This window comes from Nocardiopsis lambiniae (assembly GCF_031845465.1).
GTDB lineage: Bacteria > Actinomycetota > Actinomycetes > Streptosporangiales > Streptosporangiaceae > Nocardiopsis > Nocardiopsis lambiniae.
The window spans coordinates 83,197-105,027 of the sequence record NZ_JAVREP010000014.1 but is presented as its reverse complement, the minus strand read 5'-3'; the positions used below and the strand labels follow the sequence as shown (position 1 = coordinate 105,027).

General features: G+C 73.4%; 21 protein-coding genes. 8 read left to right on the top strand and 13 right to left on the bottom strand.

The features are described from left to right. Positions 1–47: 47 nt before the first annotated feature. The 7 genes from RM479_RS19885 to RM479_RS19855 all read right to left on the bottom strand — a co-directional run bounded on the left by RM479_RS19885 (position 48) and on the right by RM479_RS19855 (position 6,126). The gene (locus RM479_RS19885) at positions 48–596 is read right to left on the bottom strand and encodes an RNA polymerase sigma factor (RefSeq protein WP_311513233.1); all 549 of its coding nucleotides are present in this window, start codon (positions 594–596) and stop codon (positions 48–50) included. A 169-nt stretch (positions 597–765) separates the two neighbouring features. Further along, complete coding sequence (locus RM479_RS19880; RefSeq protein ID WP_311513232.1) at positions 766–1,323, bottom strand: hypothetical protein; 558 nt, start codon at positions 1,321–1,323, stop codon at positions 766–768. Positions 1,324–1,475: 152 nt separating this feature from the next. Continuing rightward, positions 1,476–2,678: a Dyp-type peroxidase gene (locus RM479_RS19875; RefSeq protein WP_311513230.1), complete on the bottom strand. Its 1,203-nt coding sequence runs from the start codon at positions 2,676–2,678 to the stop codon at positions 1,476–1,478. Further along, the gene (locus tag RM479_RS19870; RefSeq protein WP_311513228.1) at positions 2,678–3,232 is read right to left on the bottom strand and encodes a copper chaperone PCu(A)C; all 555 of its coding nucleotides are present in this window, start codon (positions 3,230–3,232) and stop codon (positions 2,678–2,680) included. Before RM479_RS19870 ends, RM479_RS19875 begins: the two co-directional genes overlap by 1 nt. 124 nt (positions 3,233–3,356) lie before the next feature. After that, entirely contained in the window at positions 3,357–3,830 is a 474-nt protein-coding gene (locus RM479_RS19865; protein ID WP_311513226.1) for an Hsp20/alpha crystallin family protein, read from the bottom strand. Between the two features lie 16 nt (positions 3,831–3,846). After that, entirely contained in the window at positions 3,847–5,409 is a 1,563-nt protein-coding gene (locus RM479_RS19860; protein WP_311513224.1) for a BCCT family transporter, read from the bottom strand. A 228-nt stretch (positions 5,410–5,637) separates the two neighbouring features. After that, complete coding sequence (locus RM479_RS19855; RefSeq protein WP_311513222.1) at positions 5,638–6,126, bottom strand: MarR family winged helix-turn-helix transcriptional regulator; 489 nt, start codon at positions 6,124–6,126, stop codon at positions 5,638–5,640. 149 nt (positions 6,127–6,275) lie between these two features. Here RM479_RS19855 and RM479_RS19850 point away from each other — a divergent pair, with 149 nt between their 5' ends. The 4 genes from RM479_RS19850 to RM479_RS19835 are packed head-to-tail and all read left to right on the top strand — an operon-like array spanning position 6,276 to position 10,867. Continuing rightward, positions 6,276–7,406: a polyprenyl synthetase family protein gene (locus tag RM479_RS19850; RefSeq protein WP_311513221.1), complete on the top strand. Its 1,131-nt coding sequence runs from the start codon at positions 6,276–6,278 to the stop codon at positions 7,404–7,406. After that, on the top strand, positions 7,403–8,893 hold the full coding sequence (gene crtI, locus RM479_RS19845; protein WP_311513219.1) for a phytoene desaturase family protein: 1,491 nt from the start codon (positions 7,403–7,405) through the stop codon (positions 8,891–8,893). The genes RM479_RS19850 and crtI overlap by 4 nt, the downstream gene beginning before the upstream one ends. Then, positions 8,890–9,852: a phytoene/squalene synthase family protein gene (locus tag RM479_RS19840; RefSeq protein WP_311513217.1), complete on the top strand. Its 963-nt coding sequence runs from the start codon at positions 8,890–8,892 to the stop codon at positions 9,850–9,852. Before crtI ends, RM479_RS19840 begins: the two co-directional genes overlap by 4 nt. A gap of 7 nt (positions 9,853–9,859) precedes the next feature. Then, positions 9,860–10,867, top strand: coding sequence for a DUF5914 domain-containing protein (locus tag RM479_RS19835; protein WP_311513216.1), 1,008 nt, complete (start codon positions 9,860–9,862; stop codon positions 10,865–10,867). Between the two features lie 99 nt (positions 10,868–10,966). Here RM479_RS19835 and RM479_RS19830 read toward each other — a convergent pair whose 3' ends face one another. The 3 genes from RM479_RS19830 to RM479_RS19820 are packed head-to-tail and all read right to left on the bottom strand — an operon-like array spanning position 10,967 to position 13,734. Continuing rightward, positions 10,967–11,425 carry a helix-turn-helix domain-containing protein gene (locus RM479_RS19830; protein WP_311513214.1) on the bottom strand — a complete coding sequence of 153 codons (459 nt, stop codon included), beginning with the start codon at positions 11,423–11,425 and terminating at the stop codon, positions 10,967–10,969. A gap of 36 nt (positions 11,426–11,461) precedes the next feature. Next, a complete protein-coding gene (locus tag RM479_RS19825; protein WP_311513213.1) occupies positions 11,462–12,991 on the bottom strand; it encodes a hydroxysqualene dehydroxylase in 1,530 nt (509 codons plus the stop codon). Beyond that, entirely contained in the window at positions 12,988–13,734 is a 747-nt protein-coding gene (locus RM479_RS19820) for a class I SAM-dependent methyltransferase (RefSeq protein ID WP_311513212.1), read from the bottom strand. Before RM479_RS19820 ends, RM479_RS19825 begins: the two co-directional genes overlap by 4 nt. A gap of 55 nt (positions 13,735–13,789) precedes the next feature. Here RM479_RS19820 and RM479_RS19815 point away from each other — a divergent pair, with 55 nt between their 5' ends. After that, a complete protein-coding gene (locus RM479_RS19815; protein ID WP_311513211.1) occupies positions 13,790–15,037 on the top strand; it encodes a lycopene cyclase family protein in 1,248 nt (415 codons plus the stop codon). On the opposite strand, the gene RM479_RS19810 is transcribed toward RM479_RS19815, so the two are convergent. Continuing rightward, on the bottom strand, positions 14,967–15,887 hold the full coding sequence (locus RM479_RS19810; RefSeq protein ID WP_311513210.1) for a MerR family transcriptional regulator: 921 nt from the start codon (positions 15,885–15,887) through the stop codon (positions 14,967–14,969). The genes RM479_RS19815 and RM479_RS19810 overlap by 71 nt on opposite strands. A 92-nt stretch (positions 15,888–15,979) precedes the next feature. Here RM479_RS19810 and RM479_RS19805 point away from each other — a divergent pair, with 92 nt between their 5' ends. The 3 genes from RM479_RS19805 to RM479_RS19795 all read left to right on the top strand — a co-directional run bounded on the left by RM479_RS19805 (position 15,980) and on the right by RM479_RS19795 (position 20,192). Then, a complete protein-coding gene (locus RM479_RS19805; RefSeq protein ID WP_274808886.1) occupies positions 15,980–16,471 on the top strand; it encodes a DUF4383 domain-containing protein in 492 nt (163 codons plus the stop codon). After that, positions 16,468–17,946, top strand: a complete 1,479-nt coding sequence (locus RM479_RS19800; protein ID WP_311513209.1) for an SDR family oxidoreductase — start codon at positions 16,468–16,470, stop codon at positions 17,944–17,946. Before RM479_RS19805 ends, RM479_RS19800 begins: the two co-directional genes overlap by 4 nt. Positions 17,947–18,062: 116 nt before the next feature. Continuing rightward, positions 18,063–20,192 carry an MMPL family transporter gene (locus tag RM479_RS19795; RefSeq protein WP_311513208.1) on the top strand — a complete coding sequence of 710 codons (2,130 nt, stop codon included), beginning with the start codon at positions 18,063–18,065 and terminating at the stop codon, positions 20,190–20,192. 7 nt (positions 20,193–20,199) lie between these two features. Here RM479_RS19795 and RM479_RS19790 read toward each other — a convergent pair whose 3' ends face one another. Both RM479_RS19790 and RM479_RS19785 read right to left on the bottom strand, forming a co-directional pair. After that, a complete protein-coding gene (locus RM479_RS19790; protein ID WP_311513207.1) occupies positions 20,200–20,991 on the bottom strand; it encodes an aminotransferase class IV family protein in 792 nt (263 codons plus the stop codon). A gap of 99 nt (positions 20,992–21,090) precedes the next feature. Further along, a complete protein-coding gene (locus RM479_RS19785) occupies positions 21,091–21,822 on the bottom strand; it encodes a GntR family transcriptional regulator (RefSeq protein ID WP_311513206.1) in 732 nt (243 codons plus the stop codon). Positions 21,823–21,831: the final 9 nt, after the last annotated feature.

The following is a 21,831-nucleotide window of genomic DNA, read 5'->3' as shown; positions in this document are numbered from 1 at the left end:
GTTCCCGGGCCCGTCCTCCGCACGCGGAGGGCGGGCCCGGTCCGTGTTCAGACCGACAGGTCCCGACGCAGGTCGGCGCGGGCCCGGGCGACCCGGGAACGGACGGTGCCGATGGGGACGCCCAGGGCCCGTGCGGCCTCGGCGTAGCTCAGCCCCTCGACCCGGGTGAGCAGGAACGCCCGTCGGCGTTCGGCGGGCAGTTCCTCGATGAGCGACCTCAGGGCGAGGTGTTCGTCGAACCGGTCGGGGGCGATGCCCTCGAACACGGCCTCTCCCGCCCACCGGGGACGGGCCGAGTCGTGTCGATAGCGGTCGGCGACGGTATTGCGGGCGATGGTCAACAGCCAGGCCCGGACGGGGCAGCGGCCACCGAACCCGGGCAGCGCGCGCAGCGCCCTCAGGTAGGTCTCCTGGACGAGTTCCTCGACCCGGTCGGCGGGGACCCGTCGGGCGATGTGGCGGGCGACGTCGTCGCGGGTACCGCGGACGAGGTCCTCCAAGGCGTCGGGGGACCCGGTGCGGGCCTCGGCCGCGAGGCGGTCGAGTTCGTCGGAGGGCGTGGCGAAGGTGGACGCGGTGACGGTGGACGTGGACACGGCTCTCCCGGTTCCGGGCGCGCGCCGGTGGACCCCGGGCGCGCGGGGACGATGTGGGGCACGCCCGGCGTGGTCGGGCGTGCGAACGCGCCCGGGGCCTCGGGAGCCTTCCGGGCGACCGCGGGCACACCGGGCGGCCGTCGGCCGGATCAGGGCCGGTCGGGGACGGTCACCGGGTGCCGGGGGAGAGCGGCGGGGCCCGCAGGGCCAGACTGTGCCGCAGGTAGGGGGCGGTGGGCACGGGGACCGGCCGGTCGAGCGGCCGGGGACGCGGTGGATCGGCCGGGACGCGGACCGCGAGGGGAGGGAACAGCGGGAAGAACGCGGCGGTGAGCGAGCGCAGGTAGGCGAAGAGCGTCGACTCCCCCTGACGCAGCCACCAGGCGCACACCATGGCGGCCACGAGGTGCCCGGCCGGCATCCCGGCCCCGCCGTCCAGGACGGGGGCGAGGGCCTCGTCGTGCCCGTGACCGGCCGACGCGGTGAGGGAGAAGACCAGGTGCAGGGCGAGCTGGCCCCACAGCATCCAGCCGGTGATCGCCCCCCACCGCCGTTCGCGGCCGGTGAGGACCCAGGCCGAACCCAGGATCACGAGCGCGCCGAGCAGCAGCCCGAGGGGCGGCACCCCCTGCCCGGAGGAGGCGGCGTGACCGCCCACGGACACGGCGACGCACACCGAGGCGAAGGCCCCGGTGCGAATCGCGCGCAGGGGCGTCCGCTCCGACATTCCACCATCGTCGCACCCGGTCCGCCCGTGTCGGCACCGGGTCGGGCGGCCGTGGCGGGGCGCCGTGGATCGGGTCGCGGGGTGGTCCGACGGTCCGGGCGCGGGCGCCGCCCGTGGGGCCGTCGGGCGGCGCCGGTCCCCTCGGGCCCGGGTCAGGGTTCGAGGAGGGTCCGTCCCACGTAGTCCCCCTCCTCACAGCCCGGAGGGACGGCGAACACCGCGGATCCGACGGTGGTGACCCATTCGTTGAGCAGGTCCAGCTCGTCCAACCGGCGCTGGATGGGGACGAACTGGCGCACCGGGTCGGCCTGGAAGGCCGCGAAGAGCAGTCCGGCCTCCGGCGTCCCGTGATCGCGCAGGTCGTAGTTGTAGCCGCGCCGGAAGATCCGTTCCCCGGGATCGTCGGTGCGTGCCCGCCGCACGTGCGCGAAGGCGGGAACGACCGTCAGCCCCGAGGCGTCCGTGGCCGTCAGGTCCACCTCGTCGTGTTCGCCGCCGCCGGTCAGCGGCGCCCCGTCCGCCACCCGTCGACCGATGACCGCTTCCCGGGCGGGCCGGTCCAGTTCGTCCCAGGTGTCCAAGTGGGTGACGATGCGCCGCAGCACCAGCCCGGTGCCGCCCGTGAGCCACCCCTGGTCGGTGTCGCGCCACACCAGATCGTCGAAGTCGGCGGTCCCCGGACGCGGGTTGACCGTCCCGTCCACCTGCCCCATGAGGTTGCGCATGGTGGTGCCGTCGGACTCGGAGCCGTGGGCGCGCCGGAACCCGGTCTGCGTCCAGCGCGGCACGGTGAACGCCCGGGCGTCCTTGCCGAGCATCCGCACCGCGTGGGACACGGTGACCGGGTCGTCGGCGCACACCTGGATCAGCAGGTCCGCCTCACCCCGGTCCGGGTCCAGGTCGTCGTGGTCGAACTCCGGCAGTGGCCGCAGCCACTCCGGAACGGCGCCCGGATCGACCCGTTCCACCAACCCCCGGCCGAACCCGAAGGTGACGGTGAGCCGGGCCGGGACGGTGGCGAGTTCGGGCTCGGTGTCGGCCAGGGCCGGCTCGCCCCGGGTCAGACGGGCGGCGTCGTCGCTGAGCAGGCGCATCAACCGGCGCACCCCGTCGGCGTCGACCTCCCGCCCCAGGTCGAAGGCGGCGAACGAGGCGTGGGACTGCGGCGGTGTCTCCACTCCGGCCTGGTGGGGGCCGTGGAAGGGGACCGTCCGCTCCCCGTTGAGCACGGCCTCCTCCGCCACCGGGGGCGGATCGGCCGTCGCCCAGCGGTGGCCGAGGGCGCCGCCCGCGGCCCCGACCCCGGCGGCGGCGCCGCCCAGAAGGAGTCCGCGTCTGCTGATCCGCGAGGCCATCAGTGCCCCTCGTGCCCGTCGCCGTCGTACTCCTCGTTGGCGCCGGCGTACTCCTTGACCGGTGCGGTGAACGCGGCCGTGGACCCGTCGGCGAACTCCACGGTGACGGTCGCCTCGGTGCCCGGCTCCAGGTCCTCGGTGAGGCCCATGAGCATGATGTGGTCACCGCCCGGCTCCAGGGTCCGGGCGCCCCGCGGGGCCACGGGGAAGCCGCCGTCGATCTCGCGCATGGTGGCGTCGGCGCCCTCGGTGACGACCTCGTGGAGTTCCACCGTCTCGGCGGCCGGGTGACCGGCCGACACGATGACGATCTCGGCGTCGGAGCCGTTGGCGATCTCGCCGAACACACCGGTCATCCCGTCCTCCGCGGTGACCGCCTTGACCCACGGGTCGGTGATGGAGAAGGCGTCCGCCTGCTCGCCGGAGGGGGAGGGGGTGCCCTCCGGTGCGGTCTCCGGAGCGGTCGAGGCGGCGCCTCCGCCCCCGCAGGCGGTGAGGGTCAGAGCGAGCAGGGTGGCGACCGACAGGGTACGGACGGTACGGGTGGGGTTCATGGTGCCTCCGGTGCGGGGCCGCTCCAGCGCGGCCGTTCACCCTTTCGAGTCGGATTCCGGAGCCGTTCGGTTCCCACGTCCTTCTCGTCGGTTCCCGCGTCTCCCTCGGACGCCGCGGAGCGGGTCACGACCTGCGTTTGCGCCGGGCCACCGAGATCCTCTTGGGCGCGGCGGCGTTGGCGGCGCCGCGCACCACCACCTCCAGCAGCCCCTCGCCGTAGTCGGCCTCGATGTCGCTCTCGGCGACCCCGTCGGGCAGGCCGATCTCCCGCCGGAAGGCGCCCATGAACCGCTCCGACGAATAGTGGACGACGGTGCCCTCCTCGTCACGGCGGCGCTCTCCGCTGATGGTGAGGACGCCGTGGCTCAGGCTCACGGACACGTCCTCCTCGTACACCCCGGGCAGCTCGCAGCGGATGATCAGGTCCGCGCCCCGGGCGAGGATGTCGGTGGGCGGGCTCCAGGCGTCCGCGTACCCGCGCTCGCGGTGTCCGGCGTGCCCCGTCTCGATCGACGCCATGGCGTCGGAGACGCGGTTCATCTCCGTGATCATGTCCATGACCCCGTGGAACGGGTTGGTGAACCTCTTCGGCGTCATCGTGCGCTCTCCTTCCTCAGCGTTCGGGCGTACGGTGGGTCGGCCTCGGGGGGTACGCGGTGGTCTCGGTCCGGTGCCTTCGGGGTTCGTCCTTCAACGCCTTGAGCAGCCCCCAGCACATGAACAGCAGGATCACCGCGAACGGCAGGCCGGTCACGACCGAGGCCGCTTGCAGGGCGGACAGGGCGTCCGCACCGCCCAGGACCAGGAGCACCAGGGTGACGGCGCCCTCGCTGACCGCCCAGAACGCGCGCTGGAACTTGAGCGGCCTGGTGTCGCCCCCGTTGGTGAGCGTGTCCACCACCAGGGATCCGGAGTCCGAGGACGTGACGAAGAAGACCGCCACCACGATGATCAGCAGCGTGGCGACGATCAGACCGAGGGTCTGTCCCAAGGGCAGGAGTTCGATGAGCCGGAAGGCCCGGTCCTCCTCGGCGAGGGCGTTGAACCCGCCCCCCTCGAACAGGTCGAAGTACAGGCCCGATCCGCCGAACACCCCGAACCACAGCACCGAGACGATGACCGGGGCGAACAGCGCGCCGATCACGAACTCCCGGATGGTGCGCCCGTAGGAGACACGTGCCAGGAAGATGCCGACGAACGGTGCCCAGGAGATCCACCAGCCCCAGTAGAAGATGCTCCAGGCGGTGGTCCAGCTCGCGGCCTGCTCGTCCATCAAAGGGCTGGGGAAGGACAGGCTCCACGAGACCAGGCCGGCCAGATAGTCGCCGAGACCGGTGCTGGTGATGCTGATGATCCACAGCTTGGGGCCGAACAGGAAGATGATCGTCATGAGCGCGATCGCCAACCACAGGTTGATCACCGACAGGCGGCGGATGCCCTTGTCGATCCCGGCCAGCACGCTGATCAGGGCGATCCCGGTGATGACGATGATGAGCACCGAGTGGACCAGCGCGTTCGACTCGATACCGAAGAGGTACTCGATGCCGCCGCCGATCTGGAGCGTGCCCAGCCCGAGCGAGGTGGCCAGCCCGAAGATCGTGCCGAACACGGCGACGATGTCGACGATGTTGCCCGGCCAGCCGAAGACCCGATCGCCCAGCAGCGGGTACAACGCGGAGGCCGGGCGCAGCGGCAGCCCCTTGCGGAACGTGAAGTAGCCCAGGGACACGCCCAGGGCGATGTAGATCGCCCAGGGATGGAAGCTCCAGTGGAAGAAGCTCAGTGCCATGGCCTGCTCCGCCGCCTGGACGACCGGTGCGCCGTCCTCGCCGGGGAGGTATTCCGAGGAACGCGGCCAGTGCAGGTGGTGGATGGGCTCGGAGACGCCCCAGAAGACCAGACCGATGCCCATACCGGTGGTGAAGAGCATCGCGAACCAGGCGACGGTCCCGAACTCCGGTCGGGAGTCGTCCGGTCCGAGCCTGATGCTCCCGAAGCGGCTGAACATCAGGAACAGGGCAAGGCCCAGGAAGAACGTCGTGGAGAGCACGTACAGCCACCCCAGGTTCACCCCGATCCAGTCCCGGGCGGCCGTCGCGATGTTCAGGAGCGGATCGGTGAACACGATCCCCAGGATCACGAAGGCGAGGATGACGATCCCGGAGGTCGCGAACACGGCGGGGTTGGTGTGTTCGCGAATGTAGGTGCGCAGGGTCGAGATGACGACTCCTTTCCGACCTCGGAAGGTCGGGGGCTCCTTACCGGGTGATGTGTCGGCCGGGCGCGGGGGCCGCGGCCATGGACGTGTCACCGGAATCGTAGGAGCGCGCCCGGTCCCGGCGGGGGAACCGGTCAGGTGCGGAGTGTCTGCGACGGATCGCCCCGATCGGGCGGAGAACGCGGATCAGGGGCGCTCGGTGAGCCCGTCCAGGGTGCGGCCCACCCGGCTCAGCCAGTCGACGATCACGGCCAGTTCCTGGGGGGAGTAGCCGTCGTGCAGCTCGGTCATCGCCTGGCGCATCCCGGGGGCGAGCGCGGCGTTCATGTGCCCGGCGCCCTCGGTGAGGCGGACGGCGATCTTGCGTCGGTCCTCCGGGTGGCGGGTGCGCTCGACGAGCCCGTGGGCCTCCATGCGGTCGATCACGCCGGTGACCGATCCGGTGGAAAGACACAGACTCGTGGCGATCTCTCCGGGTGTCATCGTGCCCGCGACGCGCAACAACGTGTAGCACTGGAAGTCGGTGGGGTTCATCCCGGAGCGGTCGGCCATACGGTGCAGGAGCTTGATGAGGCGGACGGCGAGCATCTGCCCGTCGGTCTGGAGCGATTCGTAGAAACCGAACCTGGCCGCGTTGTCGGGTTCGGCGGGGGAGGCGGTCGACACGGTGTCCATTGTTCCTCTCTCCCCGGCTTTCGGCCTTCGATCATCCCGAGTCTACGACGGGTCGGACACTTCATCTCGCCCGTACGGATTGGAACGGAAAGTCCGGGGAAATAGTTCGCTTGCCGAGATTCATGGTTTTCGAGATTATTTGTCGTGACATGACCCGTCCAGGGGAGGCAGACATCGAACCCGTTCTGAGCGAGCCGGGCCCGCTCCGTATCCATCACGTCCACGGTGACCCGCGGGCGGCGCTCGACCAGGTGCTCCGCGACCACCTCCACCACCGGCTCCGCCAGGCGGAGACGACCGATCCGGAGTTCGCCGCCGGGACCGCCGCCGAGACCGTCGGGTTCACCCTGCGGGGCGGCAAACGCCTGCGGTCCACACTGGCCTGGTGGGGCTGGCGGGCCGGTGGGGGCCCCGTGTCCGGACCCGTCGCCCAGCACGCGCTGGCCGCCTGCGCCTCTCTGGAACTGCTCCAGACCTGCGCCCTGGTGCACGACGACGTCATGGACGGCTCCGGGACGCGGCGGGGCGTGCCCTGCGTCCACCGCGTCCACGAGGGCGAGCACCGTGAGAACGGCTGGTCCGGGGAGGCCCGGCGGTACGGCGAGTCCCTCGCCGTCCTGGTCGGCGACCTCGCCCTGGCCTGGGCCGACGACATGCTCTCGGGCGCTCTGCCCGGCGTGCTCCGACCGGAGGCGGGACGCACGGTCTGGCGGGAGATGCGCACCGAGATGATCGCCGGCCAGTTCCTCGACGTGCACGGCCAGGCGACCAGGTCCCGCTCGGAGTCCCTGGCCCTGCGCATCGACCTGCTCAAGACCGCGTCCTACACCGTGGAGCGTCCGCTCCACCTGGGGGCGGCGATGGCCGGAGCGCCCCCGGCCGTCACCGACGCCCTGCGCTCCTACGGCCGGGACGTCGGCGTCGCCTTCCAGTTCGCCGACGACCTCGCGGGCGCCTACGGCGACACCGCGACCACCGGCAAACCCGTCGGGGACGACCTGCGCGAGGGCAAGACCACGCTGTTGCTGGCGCTCGGCACCCGCCTGGCGCTCGAACGGGGCGACACCGAGGCCCTGGAACTCCTGGAACGGGTCGGCGCGGGGGCCGCCCCCTCGGAGGCGTCCGCCGTCCTGGAGAGGCTGGGGGCCAGGGAACGGGTCGGGGAGCACTGCCGGGGCCTGGCCGCCCGCGGGGTCTCCCACCTGGAGGGGGTCGAACTCCCCGACCCGGTGCGGACCTTCCTCACCGGTCTGGCCGAGCGCATCGGGGAGGAGGCGTGACCACTCCCACCACGCCCGGCCGCGGCCGGGTCGTCGTCATCGGGGCCGGGCTGTCCGGCCTGGCCTGCGCCCTGCACCTCCTGGGAGCCGGCCGGGACGTCACGATCCTGGAGCGCGACCCCCACCCGGGCGGCCGGGCGGGCCGCCTCGACCTGGGCGGTTTCCGTTTCGACACCGGCCCCACCGTCCTGACCATGCCCGAACTCCTGGAGGAGGCCCTGGCCGCGGTCGGCGAGACCGTCGCCGACCGCCTCGACCTGGTCCCCCTCCGACCCGCCTACCGGGCCGCCTTCGCCGACGGTTCCACCATCGACGTCCACACCGACGCCGACGCCATGGCCGCCGAGGTGGCCCGGACCGCCGGTGAACGCGAGGCCGACGGGTACCTGCGGCTCCGCGACTGGCTGACCAGGCTCTACCGGGCCGAGATGGGCACCTTCATCGACGCCCAGTTCGACTCCCTGCTGGACCTGGCCCGGCCGGACCTGCTGAGGCTGGCCGGGCTGGGCGGGTTCGGGCGGCTCTCCACCGCGGTGGGACGCCACGTGCGCGACGAGCGCCTACGGCGGATCTTCTCCTTCCAGGCCCTGTACGCCGGGGTGGCGCCCCGACGGGCCCTGGCCGCCTACGCGGTCATCGCCTACATGGACACCATCGCGGGCGTGTACTTCCCCCGGGGAGGCATGCGCGCGCTGGGCGACGCCCTCGCGGGCGCGGCCGTCAAGGCGGGCGCCGTGCTCCGCTACGGCGACGCCGTCACCGACCTGGAGCGCCGGGGCGACCGGGTCACCGCCGCCGTCACGGCCTCCGGGGAGCGCTTCCCCTGCGACCAGGTGGTGGTCACCGCGGACCTGCCCGCGGCGTACCGGCTGCTCGGCGTCGCACCCCGCAGAAAGGTCCCGCTCCGCTTCTCCCCGTCCGCGGTGGTCCTGCACCTGGGGGTGGACCGGAACTGGGAGCGACTCCATCACCACACGATCTCCTTCGGCGCCGCCTGGGACCGGACCTTCGACGAGATCATCCGGCGGGGCCGCGTGATGAGCGATCCGTCCCTGCTCGTCACCCGACCCACCCACACCGATCCCACGCTCGCCCCCGAGGGACACCAGTCCCTGTACGTCCTGGCGCCCGCGCCCAACCTGGCCGCGGGCCCCATCGACTGGGACACCGAGGGACCGCGCTACCGCGACCGACTGGTCGCCACCCTGGAGGAGCGCGGCCTCACCGGGCTGGACGCCTCCGTCCGCGTCGAGCACCTGGTGACCCCGGCGGACTGGGCCCGGCAGGGACTGGCCCGCGGCACCCCGTTCTCCCTCGCGCACACCTTCTCCCAGACCGGGCCCTTCCGGCCGCGCAACACCGTTCCCGGTCTCGCCAACGTCGCCCTGGCCGGGTGCGGCACCACGCCCGGGGTCGGCCTTCCGACCGTGCTGATCTCGGGAAAGCTCGCCGCCGCCCGCGTGGTGGCCCGAACGGGGGGAAGATGAGCACGGCCACCTTCGAACTCGACGCGGCCGGGATCACCCCGGAGCCGCTGCGTCGGGCCTACCTGCGCTGCCGGGAGCTGCACGCGCACCACGGGCGCACCTACTTCACCGCCACCCGGGTCCTGCCCCCGGAGCGGCGGCCCGGGGTGCACGCCCTGTACGGGTTCGCCCGCTGGGTCGACGACATCGTGGACGAGCCCGGGCCCGGGGTCACCGCGGTCGACCAGGCCGCCCGACTGGACGAGGTCGACGCCGACCTGGCACCGGCGCTCGACGGCGGGGAGCCCGGCGAGCCGGTGCTCCGCGCCCTGGCGCACACCGTCGAACGCTACGGCCTGCCCGCCGCCTACTTCACCGCCTTCATGCGCTCCATGCGCATGGACCTGACCGTCACCGACTACCGCGACCTCGACCACCTGCGGGAGTACATGTACGGGTCGGCGGCCGTCATCGGCCTCCAGGTGCTCCCCGTGCTGGGCACGGTGGTCCCGCGCGAGGAGGCCGAACCGCCGGCGGCAGCCCTGGGCGAGGCGTTCCAGCTCACCAACTTCCTCCGCGACACCGCCGAGGACCTGGCCCGGGGCCGGGTGTACCTGCCCGCCGACGTGCTGGCCGACCACGGGGTGGACCGTGACCTGCTGACGCACTGCGCCCGCACCCGCCGCCCCGACCCGCGCGCCCGCCGGGCGATCGCGGCCCTGGTCGAGGTCAACCAGGACTTCTACCGGGCGGCCGAACCCGGCATCGCGATGCTCGACCCCGTGGCACGCCCGTGTGTCGCGACCGCGTTCCGGCTCTACCGCGCCATTCTGGACGAGATCACCGCCGCCGACCACGACGTGTGGAGCACCCGCCACCGCGTCTCCGACGCCCGCAAGTTCGCCGCGGCGGTGCCCGCCCTCGCCCGTTCCCTGCTGGCCCGATCGGTTCCACGCCCCCGCCCGGTACTCGAAAGGTAGGCCTCGCGTGACCTTCCCCGACCCGACCCCCCGCCGCCTTCCCCTGCGGCGCATGCCCGACAACGCCTGGAACACCCAGGACCCCACCTGGCGCGAGGGGTCGCCCGGCATCATCGCGGCCGCGCTCAAACGGGCGATGGCCCGGCCCTCCGGCAACTGGTACGTGCTGGCGGCCTCCTCCGAGGTCCGCGCCGACCGGCCCTTCGGCCGGCTGGTGGGAGGTGTCGAACTGGTCGCCTGGCGCACCCCCGACGGAACCGCCCATGCGGCTCCGGGAGCCTGCCCGCACCTGGGCGCGCCCCTGTGCCGGGGGGCGGTCGACGACGGTCGCCTGGTGTGCCGCTGGCACGGGCTGTCCCTGGGCACGGAGGGCTTCCCCGGCTGGAGCCCGTACCCGGTCCACGACGACGGGGTCCTGGTGTGGGTGCGCCTGGACCACGTCGGCGGCGAGGAACCGCTGGAGACCCCGGTCGTCTCCGAGCGGCCGTCCCTGGAGGGGGCGATCGTCGCGGTGGAGAGCCTCGCCGGCCGCTGCGAGCCCGAGGACGTGATCGCCAACCGCCTCGATCCCTGGCACGGCTCGTGGTTCCACCCGTACAGCTTCGTCGGGCTCCGGGTCACGGAGGTGCCCGAGGGGCCCGACCCCGACCCGGACCGGATGGTGGTCGAGGTGGGCTTCCGGGTGGCGGGTCGATGGGGCGTCCCGGTGCGCGCCGAGTTCCGCTGCCCCGGGCCCCGCACCGTGGTCATGCGCATCATCGAGGGGGAGGGGCTGGGCAGTGTCGTGGAGACGCACGCGACCCCGCTGGGTGTGGACGAACGCGGTGTGCCCCGCACGGCGGTCGTCGAGGCGACCGTCGCCTCCTCCGAACGCACGGGGTTCTCCATCGCCCGACGCCTGGCCGTCGCGGTCCGCCCCGTGATGCGGGCCACCGCCCGCCGGCTGTGGCGCGACGACCTCGCCTACGCCGAACGCCGCTACCTGCTCCGCTCCACCGGCCGCTTCCCGGGCTGACCGGACATGTCAGTGCAGATGCCGTCGTACTTCAGCGGCGAAGGTCGGCGCACCCGTGCGTTCCAGCAGACCCGGCACGCCGACCACGGTCGTCCGTTCTCACCGGGTGTTCTCCGCTGGGTCGGTCGCTTCGTACAGTCCCGTTTCCTCGCCTTCGGTCGCCATGGTGTCCAGGATGGCCTCCCGCTCCTTGCGTGAACGCTCCTTGTATCCGAGCAGGTCGTTGAGCATGACCCGTCGGTGTCCTCCCCTCATGCTGTAGGGGATCTTGTCTTCCGTCAGTAGTCCGACCAGGGCGGGGCGGGAGGTGCCGAGGAGGTCTGCGGCCTCCTGGGTGGTCAGCATCGTGTTGTGCGGGGCGATGGAGATGGCCGATCCCTGGGAGAGCGCCTCGACGACATCGCGAAGGACGGAGTGGAGCTCTTCGGGAAGCGCGATCTCAGACCCATCCGGGCCGACCAGGGCACCGTGCGTGGCGCGCAGGCCGCGGGCGAGCCCGGTCGGCTCGGAGCGGTCGTCGGGCGGAAGGACGGTGTGCTCGTGCGGTGTGGTGGCCATGCCTTCGATCCGTCCTCTTCGAAAAGAACGAGAACCCTACCGTCGGGACCAGCGGGCCAGGGCGCGGGCGGGGGCCAGACGACCGCGCCGGGGCACGGTCCACAGGGTGTGGCCCGGCAGGCCCCAGCGTGACAGCAGGGCGTTGGCGGCCAGCAGGCCGGAGGCCGCGGCCCGCTCCATGAGCGCCACCGGCAGGTCGGTGCGCACGTGGTCGCCGGCCAGGACCAGGAACGGATCCGGGGTGGCCGTCCCGGGCCGGTCGCGGTGCGAGCCCGGTGCGAACAACGGGCAGTCCGCGCGCAGCTCGTGCCGGGAGTCGACGACGCCGGTCGTCGCCAACTCCGGGTACACCGCGACCGCCTGCTCCCACAGGCGCTCCCGCTCGCGGTCGGGATCACACCCCTCGGAGAGGGCGTAGGCGTGCAGCTCCACCACCGAGCCCCGGGTGCGTCCGGCCCATTCCCGGGCCCTGTCGTCGTACCGCTCCAGGACGCTGACGTTGTCCAGGGTCGGGTACCCGGCGGTGCCCAGGAACGCCGGCCGGTGCGCTCGGACCGGCCGGTCCAGCCAGTACCGGGAGACCAGGAACGGCGGGGCCGACTCCAACCGGGACACCCGGGCCCGCCAGACGGCGTCCCCCAGAGCGGGCGAGGCGGCGACCAGGGCCCGTGCGCCCGGCAGGTCGGCGGCCAGCACCACCGCGTCGAACTCCCCGTGGCCGGGGAGCGAGAACCGCCGTCCGGTCCCGGGTTCCACCCGCTCCACCGGGGTGCTGGTGCGCACCTTCACGTCCAGTCCGGCCAGGTGGCGGACGAGCGGTTCCCACAGGGACTCCGAGAAGGGGGAGCGCGGGACGTCGAACACCAGGCCCTCGGACGACCCCAGGAAGTACAGGTGGAACATCACCGCCAGCTCCGCCGCCGAGAGGCGCTCCGGGGCGGCGAAGAAGCTGCGGGTGAACACCTCGAACGCCAGGTGCCGGGCGGTGGGCGGGAACCGGATCGCCTCCAGCATGTCCCGCGCGTTCACGTGGTCGAGCCGCTCGTAGACCCCCGGCACGTCCACGTCGAGCAGTTGCAGCGCGGCGGGGACGTTGACGCGGGCCAGGTCGCGCAGCGGGAAGCTGGGGCTGGCGGCGGCCAGGGCCGCCGCGTTCCACGGGGGCGTCGCGGGGAGCCCGGAGAACCGGTCGCGCGGCCCGTCCCGGTGCACCAGCGGGTAATCCTCCAGCGGTACCAGCGAGGACAGCCCGGGATCGGCGCGGCGCAGCAGGCCCCGCAGGTTGTAGTACTGGCGGAAGAACGCGTGGAAGCCGCGGTCCATCGCCCCGCGCGAGCCGTCGGCCAGGACCGTGTCCCAGCCGCGCAGCCGCCCGCCCGGGGACTCCTCGCGCTCGAACACCGTCACCCGCACGCCGCGCTCGGCGAGCCCGCAGGCCGTCGCCAGCCCGGCGATCCCGCCGCCGACCACCGCCGCCTCGGGTGTCGCCTGCGTGCGGGGGCCGACCGGCGGGGCGGGCGGGATCTCCTCGGCGAGCCGGTCGCGCACGTGTTCCGGGCGGCTCACCGTCCCTCCTCCGGGCGCATGCCCGCGAACGTGTGCGTGATCCCGTACTGCCAGCCCGGCATCGGCGCGGACGCCACCGACACCAGGCCCGCGCGCCGCATCCGCTCCAGCAGCGCCCGGCGCCCGTCGAACTCCAGGACGCTCCGCCACAGGTACCGGAACAGTTCGTCGCTGCCCGACAGCGCGCGCCCGGCGGGGATGATCACCCCCCGGCACACCGCCGACCACACGGCCCGTGCCGACACCGAGTCGGCCACCGAGTACTCGTGCAGCACCAGTCGGCCGCCCGGTCGCAGCAGGTTCCGCATCACGCTCAGGGCCAGGTCCGGGTCGGGGCAGTTGCGGATCAGATAGGCGCCGAACACGGCGTCCACCGGGCCGCCCAGGTGCTCGGCCGCCCACTCGGGGGTCAGCTCCTCCGCTCGCGCCCGGTGGAACGACACCGTGTCCGGCCAGGACTTGGCGCGGGCCGCGGTCAGCATCCCCTCCGAGGCGTCCACGCCGATGATCCGGGCCGAGGGCGCGATGCGCAGCAACGCCGCCGTGGACGCCCCGGTCCCGCAGCCCAGGTCCAGGATCCGCGGTTCCGGCGACAGCGCGCCGGGGTCGAGCCGGCGCGCGGACAGGCCCAGGTGGGCGTGGTAGCCCGGACTGGCCGCCACCAGGCGGTCGTAGGCGGCCGAGGCGTGGTCGAACCCGTCGGTGACCTCTCCGTCGCGCTTGGCCCGTGTCGTGGTTTCCACGCATCCTCCCGGTCAGTTCTCGCGTGTACACGGCCTCCCCGGGCAGAGTGGGGGTATGAACGACCATGATGTGGTGATCGTCGGCGGGGGAGCCGCAGGGCTCACCCTGGCCCACCGCCTGGTGGGCGTCAACCACCCCGGAGGCGGGCCGGTGCGTGTCGCCCTGATGGAGCCCCCGCCCGGTCCGCACACCCCGCCCCCGCGCACCTGGTGCTTCTGGGAGCCGGAGGGCGGCGACTGGGACCACCTGCTGGCCGCCCGCTGGCGGCACCTGACCGTGGTGGGCCCCGACGGCGCCGCCGCCACCGCCCCGGCCGACCCCTACGTGTACAAGATGTTGCGCTCGACCGCCATGGAAGCCCACGTCAGGGCCGGGTTCGGCGACCGGGTCGAGCAGGTCCCGCTGCTGGTGGAGGAGGTCCTCGACGGGGCCGACCGCGCCGTGGTGTCCGGGGTTCTGCCCGACGGGTCCGTCGCCCGGTCGACCGCCCGCTGGGTGTTCGACTCCCGACCGCCCCGGCCCCTTCCGGTCGGCCGCACCCTGCTGCTCCAGCACTTCCGGGGCTGGTTCGTGCGCACCCCCGCCGACTCCTTCGACCCCGAGGCGGCGGTGCTGATGGACTTCCGGCCGCCCCAGCCGGAGAACGCGGTGGCCTTCGCGTACGTGCTGCCGCTGTCGGCGCGTGAGGCGCTGGTGGAGTACACCGAGTTCGGGCCCGAGCCGCTCACCACCGAGGAGTACGACCGACACCTGGCCGAGCACTGCGCGCGGCTGGGCCTGGAGGGGTTCGAGGTGACCGACGCCGAGCAGGGCGTCATCCCCATGACCGACGCGGCCCTGCGCACCCGCGTCGGACGGCGGGTCTTCCGGATCGGCGGCGCGGGCGGCGCCACCCGCCCCTCCACCGGGTACACGTTCAGCGGGGTGCTGCGCCAGACCGAGGCCGTGGCCGCCGCCCTCGAACGGGGGCGGGTGCCGGTGCCGCCGGTCCCGCACCGCCGGCGCCATCTGGCCATGGACGCGGTACTGCTGCGGGCACTGGCCACCGGGCGTGTGCGGGGAGCGGAGTTCTTCACCGACCTGCTCGCCCCCGAACGGCTCGGCGACGTACTGGCCTTCCTCGACGGCGGCACCCGCCTGCCCCGCGAACTGGCCCTGGGCCTGAGCACCCCGATCGCCGCCATGTCCCTGACCGCGCTGGACCACCTGTGGTACTCGGCGCGCTCGGCCCTCACTCCGGGGCGAGCACCCGCATCGCCTCCGGCAGCGACCCCAGATGCCCGCCATCGGCCCGTGCGTTGAGCGAACGCCAGCCCGCCCCGGCCGTGTAGACCGTCACCGCCTGGGGTGAGGCCGCCGCGGCGCGGGCGGTCTCCCGCAGGGCCCGCACGCCGTCGGCGTCGCCGACGTGGGACCACAGCACCACCGCTCGGGGCGCGGTGCGGCGCACCGTCCGCACCGTGGCGTCCACGGGGGTGCACGGGCCCAGCACGAGGCGGGGGACGCCGCGTTCGCGCAGGGCGGCGGCCAGCGCCTCCACCGGAAGACTGTGCGTCTCCTCGGGGGCACAGGCCAGGACCACCGGCCGGGCGTCCGGCGGGATCGGGTCGGGGTGCGCCGGCACCCGCCGCAGCGCGGAGGAGACGCACCACGACAGCAGGTGCTCCACCTCCACGTGGCTGCGGGTGTCCTCCCACTTGCGGCCCATCCCGTAGAGCAGCGGCATCGCCAGGTCCTCCCAGGTGGCGATCACCCCGCGTGCGCGCAGGGACCGTTCGATGAGCGTTTCCACCAGGTCGGCGTCCAGCCGCATCGCGGCCCGGGCGGCGCCCTGGAGGGCGGGGGCGCCTCCGCCCAGCGGCAGCGTGTACCCGCCGGGTCGCCCGTCCGGACGGCGCTCGCCGACGCGGGGCGCGGGGACGCGCCCGGGGCCGGTCAGCACCCGTTCGGCGGCCACCGCCGGGGGCAGTCCCTCGCCGACCAGCCGGCACAGCTCGCGCAGCCGGGCCACGTCCTCGGGCGCGTAGCGGCGGTGCCCGCCGGGACTGCGCTCGCGGGGCCCGATCCCGTAACGGTGGTCCCAACTGCGCAGCGTGGAGGGGGCGATCCCGAGCAGGCGGGCGGTCGCCCCGGGGGACAGTGCGTCCGACATGACACCCCAAGCGTTGCACAAGCGCCGCGAGTTGCCGCGCTCTTCACTCACCACCGACTCTAGCTGCGAGGACACCGAAAGGGAGGGACATCATGGACCTGGACACCACACGTTCGGCCGACCCGCGCCTCGCCATCGTCCATCGCATCGGGGCCGGGCTCCTCGGGTTGGTGCTCGTGGGCTTCGGCGTCACCAGCCTCTTCGTGCGCCTGCCGTTGTTCGACACCCGGGGCGAGGTCGTCGCCGGACTCACCACCAACGGCGCGCTCGGCTTCCTGTCGGTGGCCATCGGATCGCTCCTGCTGTGCGCGATGGTGGTGGGCGGGACCTATTCATCGACGGTGTCCGTACTCGTCGGTGCGGGTTTCATCGTGAGCGGACTGGTCAATCTCTTCCTCATGGACACCGCGAACAACATCCTCGCGTTCTCGATGCCGAACGTCATCTTCAGCCTCGTCGTCGGTATCGCCCTGCTCACCGTGGGCATGTACGGCCGGTTCACCGGCGGTCTGCCGCACGACAACCCGTACCGGCTGTACCGTGAGCGGCGCCGTGACCGCCGCCTGAGCGGGGCGGCCCGATGAGCGGTCGGACGGCCCTGGTCACCGGGGCGACCGGGTACATCGGCGGACGGCTGGTCCCGCTCCTGCTGGACGCCGGGTACCGGGTCCGTTGCCTGGCCCGCGACCCCGACAAGCTCCGCGATCACCCGTGGCGGGACCGGGTGGAGGTGACGCGGGGCGACGTGGCCTCGGGGGAGGGGCTGGCCGCGGCCCTGGAGGGCGTCGAGGTCGCCTACTACCTGGTGCACTCCATGTCCGGAGGGCGCGACTTCTCCGACACCGACGCCCGAGGGGCGCGGCACTTCGCCGACGCCGCCGCCGAGGCGGGGGTGCGGCGCCTGGTCTACCTCGGCGGGCTGGCCCCCGAGGGGGTCCGCCTGTCGGACCACATGTCGTCCCGGGAACAGGTCGGCCGCATCCTGCTGGACGCGCCGGTGCCCGCCGCCGTCCTGCGGGCCGCCGTCATCCTCGGGTCGGGGTCGGCCTCCTTCGAGATGCTGCGGTACCTCACCGAGCGCCTGCCGATGATGACCACGCCCCGGTGGGTGCGCAGCCGGGTGCAGCCGATCGCCGTGCGCGACGTGCTGCGCCTGCTGGTGGAGGCGGCCGAACTGCCGCCGGAGTGCGACCGCACCTTCGACGTCGGCGGTCCCGACGTCCTGACCTACGCGGAGATGATCCAGCGGTTCGCGAAGGCGGCGGGTCTGCGACCGCGCTGGATCCTCCCCGTTCCGGTGCTCTCCCCGGGACTGTCGAGTCTGTGGGTCGGACTGGTCACCCCTGTGCCGCCGGCCATCGCCCGCCCGTTGGTGGAGTCACTGCGCCATGACGCGGTGTGCGGCGAGGACGACCTGTCCGACCTGCTCGACGACCACGCCCGCCTCGGTTTCGACCGAGCGGTGGAACTGGCGCTGCGCCGCACCGCCGAGGCCCGGGTGGACACCCGGTGGACCTCGGCGGCCTGGGCGGGCGCGCCGTCGGATCCGTTGCCCAGCGACCCGGACTGGGCGGGCGGCAGCCTGTACACCGACGAACGCGTGCGGGAGGTGCCCGCGCCGCCGGAGGCGGTGTGGCGCGTGGTCGAGGGGATCGGCGGGACGCGCGGCTGGTACTCGTGGCCGTTGGCCTGGGCCGCGCGCGGGTGGATCGACCTGGCGGTGGGCGGGGTCGGCCTGCGCCGGGGGCGTCGCGACCCGGGCCGACTGCGGGTGGGCGACTCCCTGGACTTCTGGCGTGTGGAGGAGGTGGTGCCGGGGGAACTGCTGCGATTGCGCGCGGAGATGCGGCTGCCCGGTCCGGCGTGGCTGGAGTTCACGGTGGAACGCCGTGAAGGACGCACGTTCCTGCGCCAGCGCGGGCTGTTCTGTCCCCGGGGCCTGCTGGGGCATCTGTACTGGAAGGCGGTGACGCCCTTCCACGGGGTGGTCTTCGGATCGATGTCGCGCAACATGGCCGAGGCCGCCGAGCGGGAGGCCCGCGCCCCGGTCTCCGCCTGAGGACCCTCCCCGCCGTTCCCAGACGCCGGAACGGTGTAGAGTCGCGTTCCGTAAAACCTCGCAAATCGAGATACTTGTTTTCCGTGGCTTAGGGGTCGCGGTGGAGGGGAACGCACGTGAACGAGGAGAGACGACCGGTGGGCCGGTCGCGCTGGTGGATCGGGGCGGCCCTGCTGGTCGCCCTCGTCTGGCTGGCCGGCGCGGGACCGCTCGGCGCGTTCCTGGGACGATTGGGCGAGGTCCAGACCAACGACCGGTCGGCGTTCCTCCCGGTGGGCGCCGAGTCCACCGAGGTCACCCGGATCGCCGAGGACTTCGACCGGCAGGACGCCGTCCCCGCGATCGTCGTCTGGGAGGGGACGGCCGACCTCACCGAGGACGACCTGGCGGGCATCGCCGACGTCACGGAGGGGATCGGGGCCGAACCCTGGATCTCCGGTGACGTCGTCGGCCCCTTCCCCGGGACCGAGGACGCCTCGGTCGCCCAGGCCGTCGTCCCCATCGACTCCGGGTACAAGACCTCCGACGCCGTCGAGGAGCTGCGCGCGCTCCTGGCCGAGGATCCCGTCGCAGGGCTGACCGTGCAGGTCACCGGGCCCGCCGGGTACGCCGCCGACCTCACCGAGGCCTTCGCCGGCATCGACTCCACACTGCTCATCGTGGCGATCTCGGCGGTGCTGGTCATCCTCGTGGTCGTCTACCGCTCACCCCTGCTGCCGATCCTCGTCGTCCTGGCGTCCCTGCTCGCCCTCGGCCTGTCCGGGGCCCTGGTGTACGTGGCCGCCGAAACCGGACTGGTCAGCCTCAACGGCCAGAGCCAGGGCATCCTCTTCATCCTGGTCGTGGGCGCCTGCACCGACTACGCCCTGCTGCTCGTGGCCCGCTACCGGGAGGAACTGGCCCTGCGCGACCGGATCCCCGACGCCGTCCTGGCGGCCGTACGCGGGGTCACCGGCCCGATCCTGGCCTCCGCCGGCACCGTCGTCCTGGGTCTGCTGTGCCTGCTCGCCGCCGACCTGGCCTCCACCCGCAGCCTCGGTCCGGTCGTCGCCATCGGCATCGGCGCGGCCGTGCTCTCGGCCATGACCTTCCTGCCCGCCGTGCTCGCCCTGTGCGGGCGGGCCGTGTTCTGGCCCACCGCCCCGCACCGGCCCACCGAGGAGACCGGCGGCGACACCGACCGGGTCATGGCGGCCCACCCGTTGTGGGGGCGGATCGCCTCCCTGGTCTCCCGTCGTCCACGCGCCCTGTGGATCGCGACCACCGCGCTCCTGGCGGCGGCGGCCGTGTTCGCGCCCTCTTTCAGCGCCGAGGGCACCGGACAGGCCGAGGTCTTCCGCACCGAGGTGGAGGCGGTCGACGCCCAGGAGGTGCTCGACCGCGGCTTCGGCACCGACGCGGCGGCAGCCCCGGCCCTGGTGGTCACGGACGCCGATCACGTCGAGGACGTCATCGCCGCGGCCGAGTCCTCTCCGATGGTGGAGGAGGCGACGGCGGTCACCGAGCCCGGACCTCCCGGCGCCGACCTCCCCCCGCTGACGGTGGACGGCCGGGCCCTCGTCGAGGCGGTCCTCACCGTCGGACCGGAGTCGCCCGAGGCCGTGGACGCCGTCCGAGACCTGCGCGAACGGCTGGCCGAGGACGCGCCGGAGGCCGGAGCCCTGGTCGGCGGCGTCACCGCCACGGACCTGGACACCCTGGAGACCGCCCAGCGCGACTTCGCCGTGGTGGTCCCCCTGGTCCTGGTGGTGGTCCTGCTGGTGCTCATCGTCCTACTGCGCGCGCTGGTGGCCCCGCTGCTGCTCATGGCCGCCAACGTGCTGTCGTTCGCCACCGCACTGGGCGTGGGCACCCTGGTCTTCGACCACGTCCTGGGCCTGCCGGGGGCCGACCCGGTGGTGCCGCTGTTCGCGTTCGTGTTCCTGGTGGCGCTGGGCATCGACTACAGCATCTTCCTCATGGCCCGCGCCCGGGAGGAGACCCTCGTACACGGCCACCGCGACGGGGTGCTGCGGGCCCTGGCCGTCACCGGAGGGGTCATCACCTCCGCCGGCGTGGTGCTGGCGGTCACCTTCGCCGCGCTGGCCGTCATCCCGCTCCTGTTCCTCCTCCAGCTGGCGTTCCTGGTCGCCTTCGGCGTGCTGGTGGACGCGCTGATCGTGCGCACCCTCCTGGTGCCCGCGCTGGCCCTGGACGTCGGCCCGCGCACCTGGTGGCCGGGACGGGCCCGCGCCGCCGGGGCCTGACCCGGGTTCACAGCGGATCGCCGGGCAGGTTCCGGTAGGCGGCGGCCAGCTTGGTGGTGAGCGCGGCCGGGGGCAGGCGTGTCCCGTCGATGGAGGTCACGGCGCGCACCCCGCTGACGGCGTTGGTCACGAAAGCGCCGGCCATGCGGGTGGCCGCCGCCACGGACAGCGGACGGGTGGAGACCGGGACGCCCATGTCCTCGGAGAGTCGGCCCACCAGCCGGGCCGTCACCCCCGAGAGCGCGGGCGCCTGCGGCCAGACCAGGCCACCGCCGTCGAGGAAGCCGATGTTCCAGGTGGGCCCCTCCGACACCCGGCCGTCCACCCCGCTGAACAGGGCGTCGTCGTGGCCGTCCAACTGGGCGGACCGCCGTTGGCGGATGGCGCCGAACAGGCCGGTGCCCTTCACCTGGGGGCTGTCCCGGGTGTACGGGCGCACGCCCAGCCGCAGCGGGGTGGGCGTGCGCCCGGGGTCGGGCGCCGGGCGTGCGGTGACGAGGATCTGCGGAAGGCTGCGCCTGGCGGGCCGACCCAGGTCCAGGCCCGGATCGAAGACGGTCACCCGGATCACCGCGGGGGAGGGGTGCGCGCGGGCGCTGCGCCGCGCCAGTTCGCGCACCCGGGCGATGTCCAGGTCGGTGCCGAACAGGGCGCGACAGTCCCGGCGCAACCGTTCCATGTGCAGGTCCAGTCCGCGTACGCGCAGGTCGGTGACGAGCATCGTGGTGAAGTGGCCGTAGCCGTGGAGGGCGAGAGAGGCGATCTCCCCCGTGGTGGCGGGGCGTCCGTTCAGTTCCATTGCGCGCCCATCATGACACTTCGGGACCTGCGTCACGGGGCTTTCGCCTCCCTCGTTCCGGACGCGCGGCGAACGCACCGGTCAGGGCGTCGACCACCGCTACGGGGTCGTCCCCGCCGGTCGGTCGCCCCCGGTCTCACGGGCGACGAAGGCCGTCACCAACTGTTCCTCGGAGGTGTCCAGGTAGGTCGTCAGCTCGGCCGCCGCGCCCTCGTTGTCCCCTGCGACGAGCAGGGTGTGGATGCGCCGGTTCCAGTCCAGGTAGGGGGCGTGGAACTCCCGGGGCGCGTCCATCACGTGGAAGACCAGCCGTGTCTCGGCCAGGACCCGGCTCATGAACTCGTCGATGCGCGCGCTGCCCGCCAGCCCCGCCAAGGCCTGGTGGAAGTGCATGTTCGCGGTGCCCACGCCCCACCAGTCGCCCGCGTCGCGGGCCGCCTCGCCCTCGTCCACGGCGCGGCCGACCACGGCCACGGACTCGGCGGTGGGATCGACCGCGCGCTGCACGGCGGGGAGTTCCAGGGAACGGCGCGCGTTGAACAGGTCGCGGACGTCCTCGCTGTCGGGAAGGCTGACGAACACCCCCCGGTGCATCTGGTGGACGACCAGGCGCTCGCGGACGAGCAGGCGGAACGCCTCGCGCAGGGTGTTGCGGGAGACGCCGAGTTCCTCGCACAGCCGTTCCTCGGACAGGCGTCGACCGGGCGGGTGATCGCCGTCGATCACGGCCTCGCGCAGCAGCTCGGCGACCCGCTCGGCCTGGCTGGGCAACGGCGGCAGGAGCCGTGTCCGGCCGGTGGGCCTGCCGATGCGGTCGTCCGTGGCCGTCACGTGGGCTCC